The organism is Rahnella laticis, assembly GCF_015644585.1.
In the GTDB taxonomy this organism is placed as follows: Bacteria; Pseudomonadota; Gammaproteobacteria; order Enterobacterales; family Enterobacteriaceae; genus Rahnella; species Rahnella laticis.
In genome coordinates, this window is sequence record NZ_JADOBI010000014.1 from 19,371 (window position 1) to 32,750 (window position 13,380).

The 13,380-nt window shown below is 54.3% G+C and carries 10 protein-coding genes; 5 read left to right on the plus strand and 5 right to left on the minus strand.

All coding sequences use genetic code 11. From position 1 onward, the window contains the following. Positions 1–28 precede the first annotated feature (28 nt). The 3 genes from IV433_RS22465 to katE all read right to left on the minus strand — a co-directional run bounded on the left by IV433_RS22465 (position 29) and on the right by katE (position 4,084). Positions 29–556: a DedA family protein gene (locus tag IV433_RS22465; RefSeq protein ID WP_195816022.1), complete on the minus strand. Its 528-nt coding sequence runs from the start codon at positions 554–556 to the stop codon at positions 29–31. 194 nt (positions 557–750) lie between these two features. Continuing rightward, positions 751–1,512, minus strand: coding sequence for a uridine phosphorylase (gene udp, locus IV433_RS22470; RefSeq protein ID WP_101079380.1), 762 nt, complete (start codon positions 1,510–1,512; stop codon positions 751–753). Positions 1,513–1,801: 289 nt separating this feature from the next. Further along, positions 1,802–4,084, minus strand: a complete 2,283-nt coding sequence (gene katE, locus IV433_RS22475) for a catalase HPII (RefSeq protein ID WP_195816023.1) — start codon at positions 4,082–4,084, stop codon at positions 1,802–1,804. A gap of 171 nt (positions 4,085–4,255) precedes the next feature. Between katE and IV433_RS22480 the strand changes: the two genes are divergently transcribed. Next, positions 4,256–5,095: a dienelactone hydrolase family protein gene (locus IV433_RS22480; RefSeq protein WP_195816024.1), complete on the plus strand. Its 840-nt coding sequence runs from the start codon at positions 4,256–4,258 to the stop codon at positions 5,093–5,095. 103 nt (positions 5,096–5,198) lie between these two features. Here the strand turns inward: IV433_RS22480 and fsa are convergent, their stop codons facing one another. Beyond that, entirely contained in the window at positions 5,199–5,864 is a 666-nt protein-coding gene (gene fsa / locus IV433_RS22485) for a fructose-6-phosphate aldolase (protein ID WP_195816025.1), read from the minus strand. A gap of 11 nt (positions 5,865–5,875) precedes the next feature. Next, positions 5,876–8,380: a phosphoenolpyruvate--protein phosphotransferase gene (gene ptsP, locus IV433_RS22490; protein ID WP_195816026.1), complete on the minus strand. Its 2,505-nt coding sequence runs from the start codon at positions 8,378–8,380 to the stop codon at positions 5,876–5,878. A 351-nt stretch (positions 8,381–8,731) separates the two neighbouring features. Here ptsP and IV433_RS22495 point away from each other — a divergent pair, with 351 nt between their 5' ends. Genes IV433_RS22495 through IV433_RS22510 form a run of 4 tightly spaced genes read left to right on the plus strand, consistent with a single transcriptional unit; the run spans position 8,732 to position 13,355 of the window. Beyond that, the gene (locus tag IV433_RS22495) at positions 8,732–9,811 is read left to right on the plus strand and encodes a PTS fructose transporter subunit EIIC (RefSeq protein ID WP_195816027.1); all 1,080 of its coding nucleotides are present in this window, start codon (positions 8,732–8,734) and stop codon (positions 9,809–9,811) included. Between the two features lie 29 nt (positions 9,812–9,840). Beyond that, a complete protein-coding gene (locus IV433_RS22500; protein ID WP_195816028.1) occupies positions 9,841–10,170 on the plus strand; it encodes a PTS fructose-like transporter subunit IIB in 330 nt (109 codons plus the stop codon). A 16-nt stretch (positions 10,171–10,186) separates the two neighbouring features. Continuing rightward, complete coding sequence (locus tag IV433_RS22505) at positions 10,187–12,484, plus strand: formate C-acetyltransferase (RefSeq protein WP_195816029.1); 2,298 nt, start codon at positions 10,187–10,189, stop codon at positions 12,482–12,484. Then, positions 12,450–13,355, plus strand: coding sequence for a [formate-C-acetyltransferase]-activating enzyme (locus IV433_RS22510; protein WP_195816030.1), 906 nt, complete (start codon positions 12,450–12,452; stop codon positions 13,353–13,355). The genes IV433_RS22505 and IV433_RS22510 overlap by 35 nt, the downstream gene beginning before the upstream one ends. Positions 13,356–13,380 lie beyond the last annotated feature (25 nt).

Genomic DNA, 13,380 nt, shown 5'->3' on the forward strand with positions numbered 1-13,380 from the left:
TGAAGACTTCAGCGATACAGCGCAGGATTCAGAACCAGCGGCTCAGCCATTGGATACCAAAAGCGCCCGGCGCGAGAATGCCGAATGCCCACATCAGTGCGGAGGTTACGTTGGCAATCTGGAAATATTTCTGCGGCATGCCACAAATCCCCGCAACCAGCGGCACTACGGCGCGAAGCGGGCCAAAGAAACGCCCGATAAATGCGCCCGGCATGCCCCATTTTTCGAAGAATGCATGCCCGCGAACCAGCATTTGCGGATGGCGCGAGAACGGCCAGAAATTCCCGACGCGATCCTGAAAATGCGCGCCGACCCAGTAAGAAAGCCAGTCGCCGAAGAATGCACCGGCCGCCGCCGCCGCCCATATCGGCCAGAACGGAATACCGGTTTCACCAATCAGCGCACCCAACCCTAACAGAATAAAAGTGGCCGGAAGGAGCAGCGATAAAAACGCCAGAGATTCGCCAAAAGCGAGGAAGAACACGATCGGCGCAGCCCATACCTGATGCGCGCGGATAAAGGTCGTTGTGTAATCCAGAAGGTCGTGAACAGTCAAAAAGCAGTTCCTTTTGTCAGCGGTTTTGTGTCAGCAGGTTTTTATCCGCAGTTCTTTATCAGCAGTTAAATAGCCGGATTGATAAATTATTCCAGACACTTTACTAACACGACCTTAACAGATCTGATTATCGGGGCAAAAAAATGGGCCGCCAGAGGCAGCCCACAGATGTGATGTGTTTGTTATAGTATTTTTTAGATCAGGCGACGGGCGGCTTCTACAACGATTTTCACCGCGTGGCTTTCGGTCTTTTTCATCGTTTCCGCGTCAGGAATTTCCTGCTGCGTGCGGTTTACGATAACACCGGCAACCATACCTGCACGCAGGCCCTGGCTTGCACACATGGTCAGCAGTGTGGCGGATTCCATTTCGTAGTTCATCACGCCCATTTCCTGCCACTCTTTCATCGATTCTTTGAAGCGACGAACAACACGGCCAGAGAAGGTGTCGTAACGTTCCTGACCCGGATAGAAGGTGTCAGAAGACGCGGTTACGCCGATGTGCGTTGCAGCGCCAACAGATTCTGCCGCCGCGACCAGCGCCGTGGTACAGGCGAAATCAGCGACAGCCGGGAATTCCATCGGTGCAAAGTGCAGGCTCGCACCATCAAGGCGAACAGCAGCCGTCGTGACCAGAACATCGCCCACATTGATGTGCGGCTGAATAGCGCCGGTCGTACCCACGCGCAGGAAAGTCCGGATACCCAGCTGTGCCAGCTCTTCCACCGCGATGGACGTAGACGGGCCACCGATACCGGTTGAACAAACGATCACAGATTTGCCGTCAAGCTCAGCACGCCATGAGGTAAATTCGCGATGAGAAGCCAGACGCACCGGGTTCTCCATCAGTTTGGCAATTTTCTCCACGCGCTCAGGGTCGCCGGGAACAATCGCCAGCGTGGCACCGTTTAAATCTTTTTTGGCCAGGCCAAGGTGGAAAACTTCAGGCTGAGACATAACAAACTCCTCTGTAAGTAAGGTCATTTATTGGCAGGAGGAACACCCGGCAACTGTACTGAACATTGTGACGTTATTTCGTGACGGCAGTCACTATGATGTAACAACAAGAATTACGCATACATTTAATTTGTGACATAAATCACAAATTAAATGTATTACGCCGAAATTTTAAGCAGACTGATGCTTTGCAGGATGAAGTATTTTCCCGAACGGAGAAATAAAAGCAGGCGTTGCCATATCACTGATGAATGACGCCGCCTGCCGGTGAGGCTGATTAAAATTCAACTCAGGCCGGAACGGCTCCGGCTGCCGCACTGCGCGACCAGACGCGATGTTTTGCCATTTCTTTCAGGAACGCTTTCAGTAATTTTCCTTCCGCCTTTTCGCCTTCGATAATCCCGTCCTCCGGTACGTCATCCGTCAGCCCCAGCAGCGGTTTAAAGCGACGGGCGTCTCCGCTCAGCCCGATAACTTTCAGATGTTTATAGGCTTCAAGCACGTAATGGCGGGAATCACCGTTCATCAGCAAAGCATCGATGTGGCCGTGAGGCACAATAACGGCGTCCACGGTAATGGACGGCGAACCGGCAAACGTGGCATCTACCGGCAATGTCGAACCATCATCGGCAATTACATTTCCCAGATGGCTGGCCAGAAGTTTGGGATGAACGCCCGCTGCCTGAAGCGCCTGCAAAGTTTCCAGCACATCTGCAGCATTCACGCCTTCGCCCAGCAGCACCGCCACCTGACGCCCTTTTATCGTCCCTTTTCCGCTGGCGTACAAACTCAGTGACGGATCTGCTTCCAGGCCATTAACCGGTTTCGGAGGCTTAACCTTTCTCGTTTGCGCCGAAAGTGTAATGCCCAGATTTTTCGCGACGATCGCCGCCAGAGTCTGGTCAACGTGCGCCAGCAAATCCACCACGCGTTCGCGAATATACGGCCGTACCACTTTGGATAACTCAAAGGAGAATGCCCCGGCGATATGGTCCTGCTCTACTGGCGTCTGACTCAGCCAGAACAGCCGCGGATGCGCATAGTATTCTGCAAATGATTCACTTCGCTGCCGGATTTTTTCAGCATCAATACGCTCAGGGTAACTTTCAAATCCGCCTCCGGACGCAGCCGGTGGCGTTTCTCGCGGCCAGTTATTGTTGATGGAATTCGGCTCGTAATTAGCCGGATTGGTATCGACATCCTGTCGGTGCATCCCGTCGCGCTGAAAATTATGGTACGGACAGGTTGGCCGGTTAATCGGGATTTCATGGAAATTCGGCCCGCCCAGACGGCTGATTTGCGTATCGGTATAGGAGAACAGACGCCCCTGCAACAGCGGGTCATTTGTAAAATCAATGCCGGGCACAACGTGTCCCGGGTGGAAAGCGACCTGCTCGGTTTCCGCGAAATAGTTGTCCGGGTTACGGTTAAGCACCATTTTCCCGACAAGCTCCACCGGCACCAGTTTTTCAGGGATCAGCTTGGTCGGGTCAAGCAAATCGAAATCAAACCTGAATTCGTCCTCTTCCGGGATCAGCTGAACGCCCAGTTCATATTCGGGATAATCGCCGGCTTCGATGGCTTCCCACAAATCGCGCCGGTGGAAATCGGCATCTTTCCCTGCCAGTTTCTGCGCCTCGTCCCATAACAGAGAAGCCTTACCCGCCAGCGGTTTCCAGTGAAAACGGACAAACGTCGCTTTCCCTTTGGCATTCACAAAGCGGAAAGTGTGGATCCCGAAACCTTCCATCGTGCGGTAACTGCGCGGAATGCCCCGGTCAGACATCGCCCAAAAAACGTTATGCAGCGTTTCGGGCTGGAGGGAAACATAGTCCCAGAAAGAGTCATGCGCGCTGGCACCTTGTGGAATTTCGTTGTGCGGCTCGGGTTTTACGGCGTGGACAAAATCAGGAAATTTATGGGCATCCTGAATGAAGAAGACCGGCGTGTTATTGCCGACCAGATCATAAATCCCTTCATCGGTATAAAACTTGGTGGCCCAGCCGCGAATATCACGAACCGTATCTGCTGACCCTTTCGAGCCCTGCACCGTCGAGAAACGCACAAAGACCGGCGTTATCTTTTTCGGGTCGGAGAGGAAACTGGCTTTTGTGACCGCTTTCAGGCTGCGGTAAGGCTGGAAATAACCGTGCGCGGCGGCACCGCGCGCATGAACGATACGTTCAGGTATCCGCTCATGGTCAAAATGGGTGATTTTCTCGCGGAGGATGAAATCTTCCAGCAGTGTCGGCCCCCGGCTGCCGGCTTTCAGCGAGTTCTGGTCATCAGCAATTTTGGTGCCCTGATTGGTGGTCAGAGGCTGCTTCTCACCATTTTTTCGGTGTCGCTCCAGCGCATCGAGTTTGGCGTTAGTGTTCTCCGGGCTTTTGGCACTGCCGGAGGTGGTCGGTTCTTTGCCAGGCGGCGTGGGTTGCGGTGAAGCCTGATAAGCACTGTCGGATGGCGCGAGATTGCCCAGGCCGGGTTGAGAAGATTGACTGCCCGTGGCGGGGGCGCGGCTTACCGGTTTTGGCTCACTTTTCTTGGTCGTTTTAGACGGTGATTTCGACATTGAACATGACTCCTCATGAAAGATTCGGACGTTCTATGGTTCTTCCCTGACATATTTCCTGCATAACTTTTAATTATAGAACATCTGTTCTGCCTTGCTGTTCCCGCTTTCGGGCTATAGTTTTAATCCATAGAGCCAGATTTCCGTATGGACACTTGCATGGAGACCACGATGAAAAAAGAAGAAGAATTACTGACGCTGAAACAGGCTCCGACCAGCTTTGCCCCTGCCGTAACACCGGTTGCCAGCACGACTATTCATACCGACACCGACGGGCTTCACGCGGGTCAGACGACCATTCCTTCGCAGGGTGAAGACCTTCCGGCCTATCTCGCCCGGCCGGAAAACTTCTCCGGAAAATTACCGATCATTCTGGTGGTTCAGGAGATTTTTGGCGTTCACGAACATATTCAGGATGTCTGCCGCCGTCTGGCAAAACAAGGGTATCTGGCAATCGCGCCTGAGCTGTATTTCCGTCAGGGCGATCCGCGCAATTACACCGAAATCAGCGAGCTGTTCGAAAAACTGGTCAGCAAAGTGCCGGATCAGCAGGTACTTTCCGATCTCGACCACACCGCGCACTGGGCATCGCAGCACGGCGGGGATATTTCCAAACTGGGGATTACCGGTTTCTGCTGGGGTGGCCGGATCGCCTGGCTGTATGCGGCGCATAACCCGCAACTGAAAGCGGGCGTGGCGTGGTACGGAAAACTGGTCGGCAACAAAACGCTGACCAGCCCGACCAACCCGGTTGACCGTGCGGCTGCGCTTGATGCGCCGGTGTTAGGTTTGTACGGCGGTCAGGACACCGGCATTCCGCTGGATACAGTCGAAACCATGCGGCAGGCCATTCGCGCGGCCAATGCTAACGCGGAAATCGTCGTTTACCCTGAAGCCGGACATGCTTTTCATGCCGATTATCGGCCGAGCTATAACGCCGAAGCCGCTCACGATGGCTGGCAGCGTATGCTGGATTTCTTTGCACAGTATGGCGTGAAGTCATCGCAATAACTGCGTAATTAAGGCATCAAATATCAGAAGCCCGGCAGGTTTTCCTGCCGGGCTTTTTACTTGCAGATTTAGATTACTTGCAGATGCAGAGTCGCAGCCATATTTAACGCAGCGACAACTGGCCGAATGCGCCCTGCCAGTCTTCTTCGAATTTAACTACCGCCGCCTGAACCGCCGGTGCGCTGACAAACTGCTCGGCGACGTCCACCGAAATTGTTATGGACTGGCATCCGGCCAGCAGACAATCAAGCGCCTGACGCGGCGTTTTGAAGCTGGCGGCCAGCACTTTGGCGTGCGGCGCATGCAAAGTCAGCAATTTCTGCAATTGCGTCACCATCTCAATCCCGTCCCCGCCCTGCGCATCGAGACGGTTCACGTACGGCGCAACATATTCCGCTCCTGCCAGCGCCGAAAACAGCCCCTGACCTGCGCCATACACGGCGGTTCCCAGCGTCGGAATTTTTCGGGTTCGCAGGATTTTGATAGCTGCCAGCCCTTCTGCCGTGACCGGAACTTTTACCACCAGCCCCGGAACGCGTGCATGAAGCAATTCGGCTTCTTCAACCATTTGTTCTGCCTGATTTGCCAGCACCTGCGCAAACAGTTTTCCTTCACCGCCTAAAGCATCACGCAGCTCGGGCAGGACTTCCCATAATGACGTCCGGGCTTTTGCCACAATGCTTGGGTTTGTAGTCACGCCCTGTAACGGCAAAATGCGGGATAAACGTTTTACTGCGCTGATGTCAGCGGTATCCAGATACAGTTCCATACCTTCTCCTGTCAGAGTTCAAGATCTTGTTTCAGTAGCGTTTCAATCTGCGCTGCCGTGGTGGAATTCATCAGCGCATCCCGGAAACTGTCATGCATAATCCGGCGCGCCAGCTTTGAGAAAATCCGCATATGCTGGTCACCTGCCGCGTGCTTATTGAGGGTTAGCATAATGACAAACTGCGCTTCTTCATCGCCCCACTGCACCGGTTCAGGCAACTTCGCGACGCTGATTGTCGATTGTTCGATATGTTCTGATTTGGTATGCGGGATAGCAAAACCGAAACCCAGTCCGGTCGAAAATACGGCTTCCCGCGCCCAAACGTCTGCTGCCAGTTTTCGCGGATAGCGACAACGTCCGGCCAGCATCAGGTTATCGACCATGCCTTTAATCACTTCCTCTTTGCTGCGCCAGTCCGCATTGAGCGCCACGCATTCTGTGGTGATCAGCGGTGCATCGTTCACGGCCATACGGAACTGCGCCAGCAAATGTTCAACCTCAAGCGACGTGCGGCACTGCATGGCACGGTTGAGCAACTGACGGCATTCCCGGCTGTCGAGTTTTGCCAGCCGCGCTTTCGTCACCGGCACCGACGGCGCACTCATGCTGATTTCATCGAGCCCCAGGCCGACCAGCAGCGGCAGTACGGAACCTTTTGCGCCCAGTTCGCCGCATAAGCCAATCCATTTCCCGTGGCGATGCACCTCGCGTACAACGTGGTCAAGGCCACGCAGGAATGCCGGATTCAGGCTGTTGTAATGGCGGGTAACTTTGGCGTTATCGCGGTCGACGGCGAGCAGGTATTGCGTCAGGTCATTGCTGCCAATGCTAAAGAAATCAATCTCTTCGCAGCACTGATCGATGATGAACATCACCGACGGGACTTCCAGCATGATCCCGAACGGGATTTTTTCATCAAACGGAATCTGTTCATTGCGCAGAGACTGTTTGGCCTCCGCCAGCCGGTCTTTCACCCATAAAATTTCTTCCATTGAGGAAATCATCGGGATCATGATTTTCAGCGGACCGTGTGCGGAAGCACGCAAAATAGAGCGCAACTGCGTGAGGAATAAAGGCAGGAACTCCTGATAAATACGGACAGCGCGGTAGCCCAGGAAAGGGTTGTTTTCAGCCGGAATATTCAGGTAATTAACCGGTTTATCGCCGCCAATATCCATCGTGCGGATAATAATGGTTTTGCCTTTTGCCGCTTCCGTTGCCTGACAATAAATGTTGTACAGCTCATCCTCAGAAGGCGCACTCGCGCGATCCATATAAAGCATTTCCGTCCGGAACAGCCCTACCGCTTCGGCACCGTTACTGAACGCCGCATCGGCTTCGACCGAATGCGCGATATTCGCCGCGACCTCCAGGCGCACGCCGTCGGCGGTGTGACCCGGTTTATCAAGATAGGCACTCTGCTGCTGCCGCAATGTCTGACGGACATGTTCTTCCTGACGGTAATAGCGCCTTACCGGCTCACTGAGCGCACAAGCCACCAGCCCGAGATCGCCGTCAACCTGCACATCCTGCCGCAGATATGCCTGTAATGGCTGCGGATCGACCCCAACCAGCGTGGGAATATTGAAAGACCGCGCGAGGATCACCGTGTGCGATGTGCTGCCACCGCTACCGAGCAGTAATCCTTTAAGGTGTTGTTTATCAAGTTCGAGAAACTGGCTTGGCGTCAGTTCATCCGCCAGACAAATGCTCGCTTCACTCAGTTTTTGCTGGGACGCAAAACAATCCTCGCCATAGATTTGCTGCAACAGCTGGAAGCTGACATCACGAATGTCCAGTTCGCGTTCACGCAGATAGGCACTGGAAGATTGCGCCAGCTGTTCGCTGAAATGCTGAGCCGTTTCCACGATGCTTTGCGCGCAACTTTTTCCTTCCATGACATGCTTATGCAGCGCGTCACGCAGGCTGTTATCACGCAGCAAAGAACGGTGCGCCTCCAGCACGGCGGTCACCGTGCCATTCCCTGCCATCAGCTGAAGTTCGATAGACTTCTCCAGCCCTGTCAGCCCGTGAGAAAGTAAACTCTGTTCTTTATCCGTGCCTTGCGTCTCGGGTAAATCCGCCAGCGTCGCCAGATTCACGCGGGCAAGGCTGACCAGTTTCCCCAGCGCACAGCCTTCACTGACCGAACGGGCGCGAAAGACCAGCGGGGAAAGATGTGCCAGAGATTCAGGAAGAGGTTCCCGCTCCGCCTGATCATCATGTTCAGGCAGGGCTTCATCACACAGCGGAAACTGGTGTTCAATAAAATGCGCCAGCGCGGCAAAGGCGGCTTCTTCATCTTCTCCTTCCACGGTGACGTGGCATTCATCACCCAGCAAAATATCCGCGCCAATCAGCGACAGAACACTTTTGCCATCGGCTTTACGGTCAGAACGGGCATTGTGCCAGTGAAAAGAAGAATCAAATCCATTGCACAGCGTTTCAATATGGCTGGCCGGACGGGCATGAACACCATTTACCAGTACGCAGGTGAAGCTCAACTTCTTGGTCATTTCTGAATCCTCATCCCAAATTCCGGCGGATAAACCGGCTCATTGCAGGATAGGAGTCTGGCGGGCCAACTTGCTACCAGACAAAAATGACAAACACTGGACAAATGTAATGTCCGTCGCTTTTTGCGAGGCAGCTCACACTGCGTTCTGACGTAAAAACCTCCCTCCGACTCGGGTTATTTGAACCTGCTCGCATTTTTGAACTGAGCTTACAAAAGTCCAGTAAAACACAAATTTGTCCACTATTAGCGCCCATGACGGCGGCCTATTGTGGTCATCAATATCCTTTCAGCTTCCGAGGTTTTGCTGAAAAGGACGTTCCGTTATTTTCGCCCGACACCGGAGCCCACCATGAAAGAATTGCTCAATATTCTGAAAAATACCCGTCAGCACCTGATGACCGGCGTATCCCATATGATCCCTTTTGTGGTTGCGGGCGGCATTCTGCTGGCGGTCTCCGTCATGCTTTACGGCAAAGGTGCCGTGCCTGACGCAGCGACCGATCCGAATCTGAAAAAACTGTTTGATATTGGTGTGGCCGGTCTGACGCTGATGGTGCCTTTCCTGGCGGCTTACATCGGTTATTCCATTTCCGACCGCTCTGCGCTCGCGCCTTCAGCCATCGGTGCCTGGGTCGGCGCTTCTTTTGGTGCGGGCTTCTTCGGCGCGATCATCGCCGGTCTTCTCGGGGGGATCATCGTTTTCTATCTGAAGAAGATCCCGGTGCCGAAGATCCTGCGTTCCGTGATGCCGATCTTTGTGATCCCGATTATCGGCACCTTGCTGACGGCGGGCATCATGATGTGGGGGCTGGGGGAACCGGTCGGGCTGCTGACTTCCTCGCTGACCCACTGGTTGCAAGGTATGCAGCAGGGCAGCATTGTCGTGCTCGCCATCATTATGGGGCTGATGCTGGCTTTCGATATGGGCGGGCCGGTCAATAAAGTCGCCTACGCCTTTATGCTGATTTGCGTGGCACAGGGCGTTTATACCGTCGTCGCAATTGCCGCCGTCGCGATCGCCACACCTCCGCTGGGGCTGGGTTTCGCCACACTGATTGGCCGCAAATACTATTCCACTGAAGAACGCGAAGCCGGAAAAGCCGCCCTGCTGATGGGATGCGTCGGCGTCACTGAAGGCGCGATCCCTTTCGCCGCCGCCGACCCGCTGCGCGTTATTCCTTCCATTATGGTGGGCTCCGCCTGTGCGGCGGTGACCGCTGCGCTGCTGGGCGCCGAATGCTATGCCGGCTGGGGCGGGCTGATTGTGCTGCCCGTCGTAGAGGGAAAACTCGGTTATATCGCGGCCCTGCTGGTCGGCATGGTGGTGACCGCCGTGTGCGTCAACGTACTGAAGTATCTGGCTGCCAAAAAGCAGTCGGCTAAAAAGCATCAGGAATCAGACCTGGATCTGGACTTCGAAATTAACTGACCTCAGACGTAAAACCAAAGGTGAAAATCATGACCAAAATTATTGCTGTCACTGCCTGCCCGTCCGGCGTCGCTCACACCTATATGGCTGCCGAAGCGATTGAACGCGCGGCCAAAGCCAAAGGCTGGGCATGCAAAGTCGAAACTCAGGGTTCTATTGGACTGGAAAATGAACTGACCGTGGAGGATGTCGCCGCCGCCGACATGGTGATCCTTACCAAAGACATCGGCATCAAATTTGAAGAACGCTTTAAAGGCAAAGTTGTGGTTCGCGTGGCAATCAGTGACGCCGTAAAACGCGCTGACGCCATTATGGAAAAAATCGCGGCACACCTCGCCAGCACGGCGGCCACGGATTAATCACAAGGAGAATAAGATGACTTCCCGCATCGAACGTCTGAAAGCCGCACTCTTCGCCAGCCCGCGTGAAATTTCGCTGGAACGTGCCCTGCTGTATACCGAAAGCCATCGCAGCACCGAAGGCGAATGCACGCTGCTGCGTCGCGCTAAAGCGACGGCTTACATTCTGGACAACGTTGAAATTACCCTGCGTGAAGACGAACTGATCGCCGGTAATCGCACGGTAAAACCGCGGGCGGGAATCGTCTCACCAGAAATGGATCCTTACTGGTTGCTGAAAGAACTGGATGCTTTCGCCAGCCGTCCTCAGGATCGTTTCAACATTTCAGAACAGGATAAACAGGTTTACCGCGAGCAGCTTTTCCCTTACTGGGAATCCCGCTCAATGAAAGATTTCATTAATCAGCAAATGCCGGAAGACGTTAAGGCAGCGACCCAAACGCAGATTTTCAGCATCAACCAGACCGACAAAGGCCAGGGGCATATCATTATTGATTACCCGCGTCTGCTGAATACGGGGCTGGATGATCTGGTGTCTGAGTTACAACAGCACGTTGAACAGGAGCCGGAAAATACGTTTTATCAGGCGGCACTGATTCTCTTACAGGCCTCTCAGCGCCATATTCTGCGCTATGCCGCGCTGGCGACGCAGATGGCCGGTGCGTGCGAAGACGTCGGGAGAAAGCAGGAACTGGAACGCATTGCCGCCATCTCCGCGCATATTTCCGGTAAGAAACCACAGGATTTCTATCAGGCCTGTCAGCTGTTCTGGTACATGAATATTATTTTGCAGTACGAATCCAACGCCAGTTCGCTGTCGCTCGGACGCTTCGATCAGTACATGCTGCCGTTCTATCAGCATTCTCTTTCACACGGCGAACAGCCGGCGTTTTTGAAAGAGTTGCTGGAAAGCCTGTGGGTGAAATGCAATGACATCGTGCTGTTACGTTCGACGTCGAGTGCCCGATATTTCGCCGGTTTCCCAACGGGTTATACGATTTTACTCGGCGGTTTAACCGAGACGGGGCGCAGCGCGGTCAACGTGTTGTCATTCCTGTGTCTGGACGCCTATCAGAGCATCTGCCTGCCGCAGCCCAATCTCGGCGTGCGGGTGAACGAGCTGATCGACCGCCCTTTCCTGCTGAAAACAGCCAAAACTATCCGTCTCGGCACCGGCATTCCGCAAATCTTCAACGATGAAGTGGTGGTTCCGGCCTTCCTGAACCGCGGCGTGAGCCTCGAAGATGCCAGGGATTATGCGGTCGTCGGCTGCGTCGAATTATCTATCCCAGGGAAAACGTACGGGTTGCATGACATTGCGATGTTCAACCTGCTGAAAGTCATGGAGTTAACGCTGCATGAGAACGAAGGAAATTCTGCGATTACCTATGCTGAGCTGGTGGAACAGATCCGCCAGAAAATCAGCCACTACGTGAAACTGATGGCGCAGGGCAGCAATATCTGCGATATCGGCCACCGCGACTGGGCACCGGTTCCGTTGCTGTCGTCTTTCATTGAAGGTTGTCTGAAAAGCGGGAAAGACATTACTGCCGGTGGCGCGCGCTATAACTTTTCCGGCGTTCAGGGCATAGGCATCGCAAACCTCAGTGACTCACTGCATGCGCTGAAAGGGCTGGTGTTTGATCAGCAACGCCTGAGCTTTGATGAACTGCTTGCCTCGCTGAAAGAGAATTTCGCCAGCGAAGAAGGCCGCGCGATCCGCGCCCGCCTGATCAACCGCTTCGAGAAGTACGGCAACGACGTCGATGAAGTTGACCTGATCAGCGCCGACTTGCTGCGGTTTTATTGCAAAGAAGTCGAACAGTACCGCAACCCGCGCGGTGGCCAGTTTACGCCGGGGTCCTATACCGTTTCCGCTCACGTCCCGCTCGGCGCGGTCGTCGGTGCGACGCCGGACGGGCGCTTTGCGGGCGAGCAACTGGCCGACGGCGGCCTGTCGCCTATGCTCGGGCAAGATCATCAGGGGCCAACCGCGGTACTGAAATCCGTCAGCAAGCTCGACAACACGCTGCTTTCAAACGGCACGCTGCTGAACGTGAAATTTACGCCATCAACGCTGGAAGGTTTACAGGGTCTGAATAAGCTGGCTGATTTTCTCGGTGCTTTCACCCGTCTGAAATTACAGCATGTTCAGTTCAACGTGGTGAATGCAGAACAGCTTCGCGAAGCGCAAAGGCGTCCGCAGGATTTCGCCGGATTAGTGGTCAGGGTCGCCGGATACAGCGCGTTCTTTGTCGAACTGTCAAAGGAGATTCAGGATGACATTATCGGCCGCACCGCGCACCAGCTCTGACCTGCGGATCCCCACGGTCAACGGAGCTTGTGAAACTGCTGAAAAATCCCTGACGGGACGCATCTTTAATATTCAGCGTTTTTCTCTCAATGACGGTCAGGGGATCCGCACGATGGTTTTCTTTAAAGGTTGCCCGCACCGCTGCCCGTGGTGCGCCAACCCGGAATCCATGTCGCCCCGGATCCAGACCATCAAACGTCAGGCGAAATGCCTGAACTGCCGGACCTGCTTGCAAGACCCGCAGGAGTGCCCGAGCGGCGCACTGGAATATGTAGGCGAAGACATTACGCTGCCAGCGCTGATGTCCCGGCTGCTCAAGGATGAAGTTTTTTTCCGCTCATCCGGCGGTGGCATCACGCTTTCCGGTGGCGAAGTGCTGATGCAACCGGTTTTTGCCCGCGAGTTGTTGAAGGAATTACAGGGCCTCGGGATCCACACGGCCATCGAAACCGCAGGCGATGTCCCTCGGGATCATTTGCTTTCGGTGGTTGATCACTGCGATCAGGTTTTATTTGATTTCAAAATCATGGACGCCACGCGGGCCCGCACCCTGCTCAACATGAATCAGCACCGGGTGCTTGAGAATTTTAAGGCACTGACCCAACGCGATGTGAAAGTGCTTCCGCGCGTTCCCCTGATCCCCGGCTATACGCTGACACAGGAAAACCTGCGTCAGATCCTGGATTTCCTTAAACCCTTCAACTTAAATGAAATCCATCTGTTACCCTTCCACAAATACGGAGAAGCAAAATATCCGTTATTAGGAAAAACCTATTCGATGCACAAAACACCGGTGCCGGATGCCATCGCACTTGCGCCATTGCGCGCAATGGCTGAAAGCGATGGGTATACCGTGACGATGGGCGGGTAAAATTTCCAGCTATGGGGAGCGGTAA